This window comes from Mycobacterium sp. GA-2829 (assembly GCF_001499965.1).
GTDB lineage: Bacteria > Actinomycetota > Actinomycetes > Mycobacteriales > Mycobacteriaceae > Mycobacterium.
Genome location: NZ_LQIT01000005.1, coordinates 1 through 15,643 on the forward strand (window position 1 = coordinate 1; position 15,643 = coordinate 15,643).

The 15,643-nt window shown below is 69.7% G+C and carries 11 protein-coding genes and 1 pseudogene; 6 read left to right on the forward strand and 6 right to left on the reverse strand.

The window, feature by feature from the left end; all coding sequences use genetic code 11:
* The 6 genes and pseudogenes from AU194_RS04245 to AU194_RS04270 all read right to left on the reverse strand — a co-directional run.
* A pseudogene (locus AU194_RS04245) lies at positions 1–744 on the reverse strand (hypothetical protein); the annotation flags it as partial.
* Complete coding sequence (locus AU194_RS04250; protein WP_231743160.1) at positions 741–1,568, reverse strand: PP2C family serine/threonine-protein phosphatase; 828 nt, start codon at positions 1,566–1,568, stop codon at positions 741–743. The pseudogene AU194_RS04245 and the gene AU194_RS04250, both read right to left, overlap by 4 nt.
* A 50-nt stretch (positions 1,569–1,618) precedes the next feature.
* Positions 1,619–2,320, reverse strand: a complete 702-nt coding sequence (locus tag AU194_RS04255) for a VWA domain-containing protein (RefSeq protein WP_082698467.1) — start codon at positions 2,318–2,320, stop codon at positions 1,619–1,621.
* 86 nt (positions 2,321–2,406) lie between these two features.
* Positions 2,407–4,005 carry a hypothetical protein gene (locus AU194_RS04260; RefSeq protein WP_059087993.1) on the reverse strand — a complete coding sequence of 533 codons (1,599 nt, stop codon included), beginning with the start codon at positions 4,003–4,005 and terminating at the stop codon, positions 2,407–2,409.
* A gap of 18 nt (positions 4,006–4,023) precedes the next feature.
* Complete coding sequence (locus tag AU194_RS04265; protein ID WP_059087994.1) at positions 4,024–6,441, reverse strand: hypothetical protein; 2,418 nt, start codon at positions 6,439–6,441, stop codon at positions 4,024–4,026.
* Between the two features lie 197 nt (positions 6,442–6,638).
* On the reverse strand, positions 6,639–6,983 hold the full coding sequence (locus tag AU194_RS04270) for a DUF4190 domain-containing protein (RefSeq protein ID WP_059087995.1): 345 nt from the start codon (positions 6,981–6,983) through the stop codon (positions 6,639–6,641).
* A gap of 406 nt (positions 6,984–7,389) precedes the next feature.
* Between AU194_RS04270 and AU194_RS04275 the strand changes: the two genes are divergently transcribed.
* The 6 genes from AU194_RS04275 to AU194_RS04300 all read left to right on the forward strand — a co-directional run bounded on the left by AU194_RS04275 (position 7,390) and on the right by AU194_RS04300 (position 15,455).
* A complete protein-coding gene (locus AU194_RS04275) occupies positions 7,390–7,890 on the forward strand; it encodes an RDD family protein (RefSeq protein ID WP_231743161.1) in 501 nt (166 codons plus the stop codon).
* On the forward strand, positions 7,891–12,291 hold the full coding sequence (locus AU194_RS04280; protein WP_059087996.1) for an FtsK/SpoIIIE domain-containing protein: 4,401 nt from the start codon (positions 7,891–7,893) through the stop codon (positions 12,289–12,291).
* 43 nt (positions 12,292–12,334) lie between these two features.
* The gene (locus AU194_RS04285; RefSeq protein ID WP_011854623.1) at positions 12,335–12,598 is read left to right on the forward strand and encodes a WXG100 family type VII secretion target; all 264 of its coding nucleotides are present in this window, start codon (positions 12,335–12,337) and stop codon (positions 12,596–12,598) included.
* Between the two features lie 78 nt (positions 12,599–12,676).
* On the forward strand, positions 12,677–13,789 hold the full coding sequence (locus AU194_RS04290; RefSeq protein ID WP_059087997.1) for a WXG100 family type VII secretion target: 1,113 nt from the start codon (positions 12,677–12,679) through the stop codon (positions 13,787–13,789).
* Positions 13,786–14,700, forward strand: a complete 915-nt coding sequence (locus tag AU194_RS04295; protein ID WP_059087998.1) for a DUF6777 domain-containing protein — start codon at positions 13,786–13,788, stop codon at positions 14,698–14,700. The genes AU194_RS04290 and AU194_RS04295 overlap by 4 nt, the downstream gene beginning before the upstream one ends.
* Positions 14,697–15,455 (forward strand): hypothetical protein, encoded by a 759-nt coding sequence (locus AU194_RS04300; protein WP_059087999.1) that lies wholly within the window; start codon positions 14,697–14,699, stop codon positions 15,453–15,455. Before AU194_RS04295 ends, AU194_RS04300 begins: the two co-directional genes overlap by 4 nt.
* Positions 15,456–15,643: the final 188 nt, after the last annotated feature.

Sequence of the window (15,643 nt, forward strand, 5' to 3'; positions counted from 1 at the left end):
GGGCTGCCGCGCGCCGCCGGGCCAAATCCCCCGCATGAACGGGTGGTTGCCCGCCATCAGCAGGAGATGGATGTGTACGGCAAGCGCGAAGAGATCTGACGGCTTCTCCCGCGGGTACAGCCGCAGGTCGACGGCGACGAGCTCGGGGGCGGTGAACTCCGGTCTGCCGACACTGCACAGGTATCGGCGGCCCGCCGCGTCGGTGAACTGCATGGAGTCGCAGTCCACCAGCGTCACCTCGGTGGTGTCGGAGACCAGGATGTTGCGCTCCTGGAAGTCGCCGATCACCGCGTCGACGCGATGGACCACCTGCACCGCCAGGCACAGGTTGGCCGCCGTACTGACCAGATGCTCCCACGTCGCGCGCCGGGTCCACTGCGGACCGCCCGGCAGCGGGTCCTCCCGGTTCGACGGGTTGCTGATCGTGTGGATCTCCACCGCGGTGGCGGTGTCCACGCGCGGCATGACGAACCCGACCGGCCGGTCCCCGTCGAGCAGCATTCCCGACGGCCACGTCAGCACCACGAAACCGTTGGGCTGCACCCGCCCCGGGGGTGGGGACTGCACCATCGCCGCGACTTTGTCCAACTTCGCAGCCAGTCCCGTGAGGTCCGGGTGAAACACTTTGGCCGCCAGATCCGGTCGCTCCGCGACACCGTAGACGGTGCCCTCGCCGGCGCGGGCGAGCACCGGCGCCAGCGTCAGTCGCTCACCGGTAGCGAGACGGACGTCGGTGCCGCTCACCGCCGACGCCGCCACATCCCACGACGCCGTGCGCCTCGCGCCAACGGCACCGTCTCGAGCTCGGCGACCGACGCTCCCGGCGCGGGCGAACTGTCCGTCACCGCGCCGACCGCCGACTCGGACACCGCCGCCAGCACCATCGTCTTGTCGTCGCCGGTCTGGTCGTCGGTGATCCCCCGCAGCAGCGCCGCGAACTGATCGGCCCGCGCCCCGGCGCGCACATGTTTCCAGGAGTCGCGGAAGAACGGCTCGTAGGCCTCCCCCGTCCCGATGTCGGTGATCTTGTAGCTCATCCCGTCGGTGCTGAGCGCGAACGCCGTGACTTCGTTCAGCGACACCGTGCGGAACGACACCTCGAATGCTCGGTCGGACTGTAGAAATGACGTGGTGTTCGCGTAGCCGTCCTTCGCCTCGATCAGCAGGGACCCGATCCGGCCGTCGTGGAGTTCGGCGGCGATCACCCCGTCGCCGATCTGGCCGAAGACCGCCCTGCCGCGGTCCGCGACGGCCACGCACAGCGTCGTCGACAGCCGCATCGGCTCCACTCCGAGCGCGGCGGCCTGCCGGGTGACCCGGGTGAGCGCGTTGTCGAACAGCCACCGCATCAATTGTTCGGCGTCGCCGCTGCGGAAGTTCTCGACGAACGCCGGCCGCAGCCCGTCGGTCAGCACGCTCTGGCAGGCGGCATACGCACCCCACGCGGAGGTTCCGGTGACCGCGCCGGCACCATCGGCGACGGCAGCGACCACGTAATCATTTGCGACGCCGTAACTGTAGGCGTCGTCGCAGCCCAGTCCGCGGCGCTCATGCTCCTGCCCGGTCACCGACGCACCGCACACGGCCCATCGCGGCGCCCCGTCGGGGCACCCGGGTCTCACGCGCTGGTCCAGCCGGCGGCCGAGGGCAGCGGCACCCGGCCGTTCATCGCCTCGTGGGTCTGATCGTCGCGGGCGAACTCGGAGCTGTTCGACACGTTGCTCAACGAGGCCGACAACCACTCGAAGAGCTCCTCGTACTTGAGGCCCTCCAGCGGCGCGGGGCTGCGCTGCAGCGACAGCCGCCCGAGCTGCCGGTAGTCCACCCGCGGACCGGCGCCGACTGCGAAAACCGTGACCCCGCGCGCGGATTCGACGGCGTTGAGCCGCGCGACGGCCTCGTCGAAGCCGTCCAGGTTCGGCTTGCCGTCGGTGAGGATGAGAATCCACGGCCGGTAATACTGCAGCCCAGCGGCCTTGTAGGCGTGCTTGCGGTCCTCGAGGATGTCGAGCGCGAGGTGGATACCGGCGGCCATGTTCGTGGTCCCCGACGCCGTGAACGCGACGGGCTGCAACGTGCGGGCCTCCTGCATGGGCACCAGCACGGTGGCCACCGTCCCGAACGTCACCACGGCCACCTCGACCCGCTTGCTGGCCAGCACCTCGTTCTGCAGATAGCGGGTGAACGCCGCGAAACCGCGCTCCAGCGCGGCGATCGGCTCGCCCTGCATAGATCCCGACACGTCGGCCAGTACGACGCAGGCGACGCGGGGGTCGGGGTTCGCATCGTTCAGCGCGACCTGCCAGCCCCACTCAGACATCGCCGACTCCCCGTCTCGACCTGACCACCCGTCCGGGAGATCCTCTCATCGACGGGCGCACGCGTCGCACCGAATGACGCGGAATGTCAGTGCCGTTCGGTGTCCCCGCCACCGTAGGTGGTGCCGGCCGCGAAGCGTTGCGTCGACTCCGCCAGTACCTTGGCCACCCGGTCGGTGCCGGGTGCGGGGTCGGGGCGGAAGATCTTGGCCGTCGCGGGGGCGGCCTCCTGTGCGCGCGGGATGGCGATCGTCGGCGGTGCCCACGAGTACGTGGTGATCGTCGTCGTGGGGGCCGACTCCGGCTCCGGCGCAGCGGCTTTCGGTGCGACAGTGGAGCCGGCCGACCGTTCCGCCGTGCTGGTCACGAACGCGATCACGACCAGGGCGGCGCCGAGCACACACAACGCCACATCGAAGGTGCTGGTGATCTGTTGACCCAGCGTGTTGCCGTACACCTCGGTGATCGCGTCCGGGTTCAGCGGCGGCACCCGCGGCACCAGCGCCACGCCCACGATGACCCGACACACCGCCAGCGCGAACAGCGCGCCGTATCCCACCGTCAGCAGCATCCGCGGCGCCACCTTGCCCGAGCTGTTGAGGAGTAACCAGACCGCCACGACGGCCGCGACCAGGTCGAAGGCCATCAAGGTGGTCGCGTAGTACGGCGGGGCAGGCAGGGCCAGCGCCGACGCCATCATCAGATCCACGATCCGCAGCACCGCCGACCCGCTGCACCATACGGCGATGAGCACCAGGCACTTTCGCGCAGCCGACCGCCAGGCGTCGACCGCGTTCCGGTTGAGCGCGGCCAGCACGGTCACCGTCGCGATGACGCCGGTTCCGGCCACCCACGCCAGGTAACCCTCGAACCCGACACCCGCGGTCGAGGTGTTCTGCGCGATCCCGTGGAAGGCGTCGAGGTCGCGCCCGACGGGCAGCACCCACGTGAACACGCCGGCGACCAGTGCCGCACCCGCGAGCAGAACCGTGGCCAGCCGCGTCTCCCGGTTCGTCGACATGAGCCACCGGCTGGTGATCAACACCGGCAGCAGCGCGACGACGGCGTAGAGCACCGCGGCGACGGTGACCACGAGGTTCTGCGTCCCGGTCTCGGCGTTGCCGATCTCCGGGAGGACAAAACGGGTGCGCCAGTACAGGTTGAACGCGACCGCCGCGAAGGCGAGAACCAGCGAGACGACGCCGATGATCCGGCAGGCCTTGCTACCCGAACGGTCATCGCCGACGGGCGCGATCACCGGCGCTGCGCCGAGGAGCGCACCACCGACCGCGAGCCATGCGCCCGGGCCCATTCCCGGTGGGACCTCCGCGGTTCCGCCCCTCCGCACCGCCTGGACCACGGCATAGACCAGGAATGCGAACGCCATGGCCAGCATCGGGCAGTTCAACGTGATCCGCAGCCGGTTCAGCGTCGTGAGATCATCGCTTTCCCTGTTGATTCCGCGTCCCACGTGGGTCAGTACCAGCGCGGCCAGCGACGTCAGCGCCGCCACGATCAGCAGGCCCGTCACCCAGCCGGGGGTGCCGGCGATGGTGATCCCGGTAGCGATGTTCCACGGCAGCAGGACCGCCAGCGTCACCAGCACCGCGGCGACCGCGTCACGGATGACGTTGGCCCGGTGCAGCCGCTGCGGCACCTCGGTCCGGTCTTCGATTACGTTGCTCATCACCGATCTCCGATACCGCTAGTTGCTTCCGGATCCGAACAGCCCACCGCCGAACGGCAATTCGGGCAGCTCGAACGACGGCAGATCCGGCACCGACGGCAGATCCGGCACCGACGGGGCGGACGGCGCCTCGGGCTCCGGGGCGAACGTCGGGATCTCCAGCTTCGGCAATTCGAACGACGGCAGCGAGGGCTGCTGCACGGGCGGCGAGGGCGGTTCGTACACCGGAACCTCCGGAACGTCCGGAACGGGGATCTCGAACTTGGGCTGCGGGGCCACTACCGGGGGCTCGGGCAACTCCAACACCCGCTCCGGAATCTTCGGCGACGGCTTGGGCAGCTCCACTACCGGGTCCGGCAGATCGACGGGCGGCTTGGGCAACTCCACGGCCGGCTTCGGGAAGCCCTCGTCGAGCTTGGGCAGCTCCACCGCCGGCTTCGGGAGGCCCTCATCGAGCTTGGGCAGACCCGCCTCGGGTGCGGTGACACCTGGATTCAGTCGCGTCCCGGGGCCGTCCGGCACCAGGCCGGTGCCCGGGATGTCCAGATCCGGCGTCGATCCGGATGGCGGGCCGTCCCCGGGGAGAACGCTCGAGACGTCGATCCCCGTCTCCGGCAGATCCACCCCCGAACCGGGGGCCAGGCCTTCGGATACGGTCCCGGCGTCGATGACCGGACGCGTTCCCTTCGTGCCGGGCAGCGATTCGCCGACCTCCGGCGGCAGGATATCGCCGAAAATCGGCATCGGCGTCCCCTCGCCCGCCTTGCCCGTCGGGGTGAGCCCCTCCAGGGCCGACGTGTCGACGATCTTGGTGTCCACCGGCAACACCTCCTCGACCACGGTGTCCACGGCGCCGGTCTTGAAGATCTGAGGTGGTATCGCATTGATGTCCGTCGAGGTGCCCGCGGGGGTGTCACCGACGGCGAACAACTCCCCCTTGGTGGCGGGGACGACGGCTACTTGACCGAGATCGCTCAGATCCGGGAAGTCGCCGGAATTTCCGGCGACGGAGTTGACCGCGTTCAGTCCCGCACTGGTGGTGTTCGCGACCGCGTCGATCGCGGTTTCGGTCATCAGCCGCATGTTGCCGACCAGGGCCAGCACCTGACAGGGACTCCACCGCGTGAAATCCGGAATCAACCGGGTCACGTACCCGGCGGCATCGGGGACACCGCCGGGCGGCACGATGCCTTGCGGCTGGATCGCGGCGGTGAGCTGCGCGGCGTCCGGCACCACGCCGACCGTCCCGTCCCGGTAGAGCTTGATGACCTCGGCGCCGGTGTCCCCGGTACCGCGCAAGGCGTTGAGCGTCTGCGGCCGGAAGGTGCGGGCCTCGGGCTCGACACCGGGCGGCGGCACCTCTTCGATCATCGTCCAGCCCGGGCCGTCCGGGGTCACGCCCTGCCCGGGCGCCACCGGGAAGTACTTGCCCGCCAACGCATCGTCGGTGAGCCGGATCGCCTGCTCCCGCACGTCGGGACGGATGTTGAGCGCGACCGTGACCGCCAGCGCCGCGAAGCCGACGACCACCACCGCGGCCACCGTGCTGCCCAGCAGTAGTGCCCGCGGCCGGTCCGCCGGAGCGGCCGCGTCGTCCGCGGTCTCCTCGACCTCGTAGTCCTGCGGGTCCGCGGCGCTCAACGGCGGCATCGGGGTCTGCATGGGCACGGCCGCGCCGGCGATGCTGTCATCCTGCGCGTCGTCGACCTGCGAGTACGCCAACTGCTGCGCCTCGGGGCTCAGCATGGTGGCGTCCCAGTCCATGGAACCGATCGGAGCCTGTGCCGCAACGGGATTCGTCGGGCGCAGGAAACCCGCCAGCGCCGCGCCGCGCGCGATGGCGTACTCCGGCTCGTCCACGAACTGCAGCGGAACCGGCGAGGCCGCCTGCAGCTCGGCGGTCAACGCCTCGTCAACCGGTGCGCCGAGCACGATCACGCTGGTCGCCCCGCCGGGTTCCTCACCGAAGCGCTCCAACAGCGTCCGGTAGGCCGCGCCCCGGTCACCGCCCGTCACCGGTTCGACCGCGATCAGGGAGGTGGTGTCGGCGGCCGCGTCGACGATCGACAGTGCGGCGGTGTCCGCGTCGCTGGTCAACGTCGCGGTGGTCTCGCCGCCGACCAGGGTCCGGGTCACCTCGGTGACCGCATCGGAGCCCGACACCACCGTCACGTTGGTCAGGTCGGCGTCGAGCAGGGCATCGCGCACGCCGGCTGCCACAGCGGGGTCCGCGCTGCAGACACTGGTGCCCACGAGACGGTGCCCGGATTCGGTCAACATGCGATCGGTCGACGTCAGCGCCGACACCACGGTGTCGACGGGCTGGTCCGTCAGATCGATCAGTGACTGGTCGATGACCGCATACGGGGCGGCCGCGTCGAGTAGCGCGATCCGCGCCTCGGCCTTGTCGAGCGCAACTCCGAGCGTCACGTCCATCCCGAGTTCCCCATCTCTCTATAACGCTGCGAAATACCTCTGACCGTGTCCCCGGCAATGCACCGAGACTGTAGAGCCTCGTTAGTTGCGATGTGAGCAAACCAGTCATCGCGGTCGCGACTCATCCTGGCAGTTGCACCATCGGTCCAGGTATCGGTCGTTCGGTGGACGCGCTGTGTATTTGCGAATGCGAACACTTAGCGCACCGCCCCCTGCACCGGCAGATAGAGGTAGAGGCCGACGACCACGAAACCGATCAACAGGTACAGCCCACTGATGACCATCGCGGCCCGGGCCAGACCCGACCCGCTTTCACCCGAGGCCTCGATCTGACGGTGCGCCACATACGACAGCGGGAGCGTGAACAGCGCTGCGACCAATCCGAACACCAGCGTCGTGACGAAGGTGGCGACCGCCAGCCGGTTGAGCGGCGGTGCCGGCGACACCGTCGGCGCGGTGAATACGGCCGCCGGACCCCCCTTGGCGCCGCCGGCGACGTAACCCGCGCCGAACTTGCCGGGCGGCAGCGTCGGATCAGCCACCGCGCATGCCTCCTGACGGTCGTACGGGTTTGCCAGAACAGAGTTTCTCATGTTGCTCTCAGGTGGAGGCAATCGTACGATCGGGCGACAGCAATTCCCGCCCGATCCGCCCGGCAAAGACTAATCTCGTCACGACCGCGCATCTGCCCACCGGGCGACTGCGCGAGTTTCACCCATCACGGCCAGATCACGGCTGTTGTACGTCGAGTTCGGTGCGGAACGGAGTCAGCTGGTGCGGGGACAGCCAGACAGTGCGGCGCTTGCGTGCCCGCAGTGTGGCTCCGGCCTGCCGCCGCACGCCCGGTTCTGCGGGACGTGCGGTCACACCCTGAGCGGTCGTATCGTCGTCCCCCGCCAACGGATCCGTACCGCGCCCGTCGACGAACCGCCCATACGACCGGCCACCGTGACGCCTGCGAGCGGCGGGACTCGATGTGCCGCATCGCTTCTCGATCTGGCCGCCATGATCAGCCCGGCCATGCCGCTGTCCACCGCGGGCGCCGTCCTCGGGGTGGCGGAGGTGGTCTTCGTCGTCGTTCCGGTGGCGTTCGTCGCGGTGTGGCTCTGGCTACAGATCTGGCAGGGCCTGACGGGCAACACCTTCGGCAAGGCGCTGCTGGGGCTGCGACTGGTTCGCGCCGCCGACCACCGGCCGCCGGGAGTGGGCGCCACGGTACTGCGCGGCCTGGCGTTCGTCGCCACCGTCGGCCTGGCCGGGCTGCCGGTGCTGCTCAGCTCTCGGCCCCGCGCCGCATGGCACGACCGGATCAGCGGGCTCACCGTGCTCGACGTGACGACCGGAGCGAACCCGTTGGGGCAACGCCAACAGCGCACGCTGCGCCGAGCCCCGGACCGGGGGCTCAACCGGGTCGTGTCACCGGTACCCGTGTCAGGGAGACGCGGGTAGATGCAGGCCAAGATCATCCTCCGCCGTCCGGACGACAGCCGAGCCCAGCTCGCCGTCACCGCCGACGCCACCGCGACGGTGGCCGAACTGGCTCAGGCGCTTGCCGCCGGCGACCCCGATCAGCGTCAACGGCCACCGGGCGCCGGGCTCACTCTGAAGGTGGAAGACAGCGCCTTCGACCGCGGCGCGGCCGGCCGACTCCTGGATCCGGCGCGCAGCCTCATCGATTCAGGTCTGCAGTCCGGGTCGACGGTCAGCCTCGCCGCGGCGACCACGATGGCCCGGCGCCGCCGGCGCGGCCGCACCGCAGCGGTCGCCCGCATCCTCGACGGGCCCGATGCGGGGGTGGAGTTTCCGCTGCCGCAGGGTAATTCGTCGGTGGGCACGGGCCTCACCAACGACGTCACGCTCACCGACCACGGGGTCACCGACGTCCACGCGGCGATCACGGTCGGGGAGAGCATCGAGATCGTCAACCTGGCCGGACCGTCGGGGGTCTGCATCGGCGGCCAGCCGGTGCAACGCGCGATCGTGGGGGCCGGTGACATCGTGCAGCTGGCCACCACCTCCCTGGCGATCCTGCCCACCGTCCGGCCCGGCACCACCCAGACCGACAGCGTGGCCATCGAGTTCAACCGCTCCCCCCGGGTGGTGGCCCGGTTCGACGAACAGGAGTTCACCGCACCCAAACCTCCCCAGTCACCCGAACCGGCGCGCTTCCCGATCATCTCGGTGCTCGCGCCACTGATCATGGGGCTGATCCTGTTCGCGGTGAGCCGCAGCATGCTCGCCGTGGTGTTCATCGCGCTGAGCCCGCTGCTGATGGTGGGCATGTACATCGACACGAAACTGCAGACGCGCAAGCGCCACGAACACGAGGCGAAACGGTTCACCGACGCGCTGCGCGCCCTGGCCGCCGACCTCACCGAAACCCAGCGGGTCGAGCGTGCCGTGCGGCTGGCCGAAGCCCCGGCGCTGAGCCAGGTCGTCGAGGCGATCCACCGGCTCGGCCCGCTGCTGTGGACCCACCGCCCCGAACACCCCGGGTTCCTCACCGTGCGGCTCGGACTCGGTGATGCGGCGTCCCGCTGCCGAATCCGGTTGTCGGACACCGACACCGCCGAGGCTGCCCACACCGCCCAACTCAAGGACCTGCAGAGCCGGTTCAGCACCATCGAGGACGTGCCGATCGTGGCCGACCTGCGCGAGTCCGGTGCGCTCGGCATCTGCGGGCCGCGCGGTGTGGTCGACGGAGTCGCGCGCGGCATCGTGTTGCAGCTGGCCGGCCTGCACTCCCCGGCCGACCTGGCCATCACCGCGTTCAGCTCCCCGCAGTCCCGGGCCTCGTGGCAGTGGCTGGAATGGCTGCCGCACACCGGCTCGGTCCACAGCCCGCTGTCGGGCAACCACCTGACCGACAGCGCCAACGGCGGCCAGGCGCTGCTGTCGCGTCTCGAGGACCTGGTCGAACAACGCACCGCCCGCGAAACGCTCAGCGGCGACGACACCGTGATCGTCCCGGCGGTGATCGTGCTCGTGGAGGACACCGCCCCCATCGATCGGTCTCGGTTGACCCGGCTGGCCGAACGGGGCGGGCCGGTCGGTGTGTACGTGGTGTGGGTGGCCACGCAGGTCGAGAGCCTGCCCGCCGCGTGCCGCACCTTCGTGCTCGTCGAGAACGAGTCCGAAGGCGCCACCGTGGGCCACGTCCGCCACGGCCGGCACACCTTCCCGGTGGCCTGCGAGAGCATCGAGGTCGCCGACGCCCGGCAGGTCGCGCTGCTGCTGGCGCCGGTGGTCGACGTGGGCGCGGCCGTCGAGGACGCGACCGACCTGCCGCGCGCGGTGTCGTATCTGACGATGGCCGGCACTCGCATGGCCTCCGACCCGGCAGCCGTTGCGGCACAGTGGATTACCAACGAGTCCGTACTCACCCGCAACGGCAGACCCCGTCCGCCGTCCGGTCAGCCCGCCGGTCTGCGGGCGTTGGTGGGGTCCACCGGCGCCGGCGAACTCCACCTCGACCTGCGGGAACACGGTCCGCACGCCCTCGTCGGCGGGACCACCGGATCCGGCAAGAGCGAGTTCCTGCAGTCGTGGATCATGGGTATGGCCGCCGCGCACAGCCCGGACCGGGTGAGCTTCCTGCTCGTCGACTACAAGGGCGGCACCGCGTTCGCGGACTGCGTCGGGCTGCCGCACACCGTCGGCCTGGTCACCGACCTCACCCCGCACCTGGTGCGCCGGGCATTGACCTCGCTCGGCGCCGAGATTCGCCGTCGGGAGCAACTCCTGAACGTCAAACGCGCCAAGGACCTGATCTCCCTCGAACAGACCGGTGATCCCGACACGCCGCCGAGCCTGGTCATCATCGTCGACGAGTTCGCCGCGCTGGCCTCCGAGGTGCCGGAGTTCGTCGACGGGGTCATCGACGTCGCACAGCGCGGCCGCTCACTCGGACTGCATCTGGTGCTGGCGACCCAGCGCCCCGCCGGGGTGATCCGCGAGAACCTGCGGGCCAACACCAATCTGCGGATCGCGTTGCGCCTCAACGATGTCGACGATTCTCTCGACGTCATCGATGACCCGCTCGCCGCGTCCTTCCCGCCGGAGATCCCCGGCCGGGCGGTCGCCCGGACCGGCCCGGGACGGCTGACCACGTTCCAGGCCGCCTACGTCGGCGGCTGGACCAGCGAGCAGCCCGAGCAGGCTCCGATCGAGATCTCCGAATTCGTCTTCGGCCGCCGCCGGCCATGGATCACCCCAGCCGCCAAAGGTGCGGTCCGGCCGAACGGCCCCACCGACATCACCCGGATGGTCGGCACCGTCCGCGCCGCGGCGCAGCACCTGCGGATCCCGTTGCCGCGCAAACCGTGGCTGCCGCCGCTGGAGTCCACCTATGCGCTCGAGGATCTCGTCACACAGTCCGGCGGCCCCGCGCTGGTGCTCGGCACGTGCGACGTCCCGACCGAACAGGCCCAGACCGTCGAGACGTTCTCCCCCGACGACGCCGGCAACATGGCGATCATCGGTACCGGCGGCGCCGGCAAGTCGACCGCACTGCGCACCTTGGCGATCTCGGCGGCGCTCAACCCGCACGACGGGCCCGCCCACGTCTACGGGCTCGACTTCGCCTCCGGCAGCCTGAAGATGCTCGAGGCGCTGCCGCATGTGGCGGCCGTGGTCGGCGCCGACGACGAGGAACGCATCGGCAGAGTGCTGCGCCGCCTCACCGCGCTGCTGGAGAGCCGAGCCCGTCGGTTCGCCCGCGTCAACGCCTCCACGCTCACCGAATACCGCAGGCTTGCCGACCCCGACGAGCCCCGGGTGCTGCTGCTCGTCGACGCCATCGGCCCGTTCCGCGACCAGTACGAACACGTCTCGCACACAACGTTCTTCGCGATGCTCAGCCAGCTCGCCTCCGACGGCCGGATGCTGGGCATCCACGTCGTCATCACCGCCGACCGCCCGGCGGCGATTCCGTCGTCGCTGGCGTCGACGATCCAGCGCCGTCTGGTGCTGCGGCTGGCCTCCGACGACGACTACGTGCTCGCAGGGGTGGGCGGCGACATCCTGTCGGCCACCTCACCGCAGGGAAGGGCCATCCTCGACGGACGCGAACTGCAGGTCGCCGTGTTCGGCGGCGACGCCAACGTCGCGGTGCAGGCCCGGGCGATCGAGCGGTTGGCCGAGCAGATGCGGCGCGACCGCTTCGCCGCGCCCGAACCGGTGGAGCGGCTCTCCGACCGCATCGAGTTCGAAGCGCTGCCGGTCAGCACGTCGGCGGGCGCGGCGGTGATCGGCGTGGCCGACGAATCGCTTGCCCCGCTGGGTATCAACCCTGCCGGGGTCTTCATGGTGACCGGACCGCCCGGCAGCGGCCGCTCCACCGCGCTGGTCACCCTGGCGCAGGCCGTCCGCCGCCAGCACCCGTCGGCGCAGATCGTCCACGTCGCCCCATCCGTGTCGACCATCGCCGGGCTCGACGTCTGGTCGGCCACGGCGGCCGGACAGGACCCGGTCATCGACCTGGTGAACCGGCTGACACTCGGCGCGCCGCCGCGGGACGCAGGCGAGCTGATGGTCGTCATCGAGGGCATCGCCGACTTCGGCGGCACCGCCGCGGAGAACGAACTGGCGCGCCTGATGAAGACGCTCGGCGACACCGCGTTCATCGTCGGCGAATCCGAGGTGTCGGGTTGGGGCCAGGCGTGGCTGCTGGCACAGCCCTTCAAGGCGGCCAGGCGCGGAATGCTGTTGTGGCCCAGCGGTGTCGAGTCTGACAGCTTGTTCAACACCTCGATCGGCGTGGTACGCCGCAGCGACTTCCCGCCCGGGCGGGGCGTGCTCATCGAGCGCGGTAAGGGGGTGTGGATGCAGGTGGCGCAACCCGCGATCTGACCACACAGCACGACAACGAAGAACGACACCACAGGAGGAAGACATGGCACTTTTCGGGCAGGACATCGATCAGGTACGTCAGCTGGCGACACAGCTCAACGCGAAGGCCGGTGACATCGAGGGCGTCATCGCGCAGCTGACGTCGGCGGTGAACTCGGTGCAGTGGATGGGCCCCGACGCCGAACGCTTCAAGGCGGACTGGCAGGGCCAGCACGTACCGCAGCTGCGCCAGGTTGTCACCGCACTGCAGAACGCGTCGCAGAACGCCAACCGCAACGCCACCGAGCAGCAGCAGGCCAGCGTCTAGGCACGACCCACGAAGCCCGGTGCTCGTGCGCGGCTACCGGCCGCGCACGAGCAACACGCTTCTTCCCGAGGAGGGAACATGACCGTCGCCGGTGCCGATCCCGACCAACTCCGCACCACCGCAGGCCAATTCATTCAGGCGGCGGACCGGCTGCAGAGTTCGATGAAGGGGCTCAACGGTTTCGTGTCCAACGCGGCGATCTGGCGCGGCCCGGACTCGGAGCGGTTCCGTTCCGAGTGGAACGGCCAATCGGTGTTCGCGCTCAACGCCGCGATCAGCGCGTTGCGATCCGGTGCAGAGGTGTTGCGCCGCAACGCCGATGAGCAGGAGAACGCCAGCCGCGCAGACGGTGGCGGTGGTGGCACTGGTTCGGGTTCGAGTTCGAGACACGAAGCTCCCGAGGGCGCATCTGCGCTCTACAAGCAGATTCGCACGCTCGATAAGAGCCATGACGGAGTGATGATCCAGGAGGTCGTCGGACCGGATGGCAAAACCCGTCTCGTCGTATACCTCGCCGGAACCGATCTCGAGGACAGCAAGCGCGATCCGGTGCGGAATTTGAAGTTGGCCGCGAACTGGACCGACGACGAGACGACTGCCAAGATCGACCGGGCGTTACGCGCCGCGGGATATGACCCCGCAGACCGGTCCACGCAACCGGAGATGATGTTCGTCGGGTTCAGCCAGGGCGGTATGGAGGCCCAAAACCTGGTGGCCTCCGGACGCTACAACGCGACCGCGCTGGTCACCTATGGGTCGCCGCTTGTCCACGCCGATGTCAACGGTGTGAGCACCGTCCATCTTCGTGCCGAGGGCGACAACACTCCGAACCTTCCCGCACAGGCGTTGGCGCTCGCGCGGCGCGACTTGGTCGGCGCGGCGTTGTTGCGCGGCGATGTGATCAACGGCGCAGGCGATCGGGTGCCCCTGCTCGACCCGCTGTCCGGCGAGTCGAAGAACCTCTTCGTCTCCGACTCCGGGACCGCCCTCGACTGGAACAACCCCTTAGAGGCTGTGGTGACCGGCAACCACGGGCACTCGGCCGTCTACACAGATGTCGGCGCCGACTTCGACAAGTCGACCGATCCGAAGTTCGCCAGCCAGAAGGCCGTCATGGACAAGTTCGAGGGCACCGTGACCAGAACAACGGAAGGGTCTCCCGGCACCGACAAGGGGACCGTCAAGCGGTGACCCACCCGCAGACCGGCTGGGCGGATCCCGATCCGCCGGATCCCCACAACCCGCGCACCACGGTCATCCTCGCGGTGTCCGGGGCGGTGCTGACGGCGCTGGTGGTCGCGACCCTGGTCGGGGTCGTGCTGTTCTCCGCCGGCGACGATTCGGACAAGACCGCCGGCGAGGCCGTGCTGATCGCCGCGAACACGCCCACCGTCGATACCTTCACCCGATCCATCCTCGTTGCGCCCGTCACGATCTCGGATCAGACCGCCGCCAAGACCGTCGAGCTACTCGAGCAGGCCCCGGTCCGCGCCGACCGCGGAGTGCGGGTGGTCTCCGGCCGCCAGGCGGGGCTCTACGGGGCGACCGGCCAGACGCCTCCCTGCGATGCCGTCACCTTGGCCAACGACCTCGACGCCGACCCCGGCACGGCGCGGGTCTGGGGGCTGGCGCTCGGGATCACCCCGCAGCAGATCCCGCACTACCTCAACACGCTGACCGCGGTCGTCCTGCTCTCCGACACCTGGGTCACCACCCACACGCCCGGAGATGGTGTCCCCGATCCGAAACAGGCTGTGCTGCAGGCAGGTAGCGCCGTACTGATCGACCCGCTCGGAGTCCCGCGGGTGCGGTGCGCGTCCGGCGCCCCACTGGCTCCGCCGGACAACGACACGCTGACCCACTACCGCCTCGACGGCGAGCAATGGCGCGCGTTCAGCTCCCAGACCGTCGTCGCCGTCAAGTACGCCGCCCTCGACAATCCTGGCGCGGCAGCCGAATTCACCCTCACCGACGCCGACACCGGCCGGCAGACCATCCGGCGCGCCGGTGGCGTCATCGACCTCGGCGGGACGTCCGTGCCGCTGCCCGATCCCGCGGTGATGAACATCCCGCCCGACCGTCCAGAGAGCAGGAACCGATGAACCCGAACGGACACGCCGACTACCTTCGCCAGGCCGAGCAGCACTTCGGCACAGGCATCCCGCCCTCGAACGCCCGGCCGATCGCGGGCACTACCGGCACCTCTGAGCATCAGAACATCGCCCTGCTGCCCGGTGAGGACTCGTTGTTCGCAGGCGATTTCACGCCGTCACCGTTGTTGCGCCACATCAAGACCGGTCTGGTCATCACAGGTGAGCGTGTCATCGTCCGGCATCCGCAGTACCTGCTGTTCGTGATCCGGGTCGGACACACGGAGTCGAGCACGCCGCTGCGCCACGTGTCCAGCACGACCGTCGGCCGTCAACTGTCGCAGCGACGGGTGCTGTCCGCCGCCGTCGCCGGTTTGACGGGGTTCATGATGTTGACGTCGAGCTTGGGCATGATGGGGATGGGCCCGCTCGGCCCGCTGCTACTACTCGTCGCGTTCGGCCTGCTCGGGTTCGCGGCGTTCCAGTTGTGGATGGCGCGCGGTCTCGCGCTCATCGTCACCCACAGCGGCGGCGGAGCCTTGCGCGTCGATGTCGACAAGGCCGAGTACCCGCACATGCTCGAGGCGGAAAGCCTGATCCAGCAACTGATATCGACACCGCGCGCGGCACAGGCTGCCCCGCCCCGCGAAACAACCGCCCCGCCGGCGCAGCCACCCGTCGCCACGCGGCCCCGGCCGCCCGCACGTCCGACGCCGCCCGCACAGCATCCGCGGCCGGGCACTCCACCGTCGATCTGGCGCGGCTAACGCCTCTGGTACTCGAGAATCGGCTCCACGGACACCGGTTCCGCCAGCCGCCGCACGGTCAGTGTGCTCGCGCGCACGCGGATGACGGTCGCGTCGTCAGTACTGTCGAAGCCGCCCGGGACCGCTGCCGACCGGCCCCGCCGTGTCCGTGTCCGGGCGCATGACCGGAGCGTAGGGAGTGACCGGCT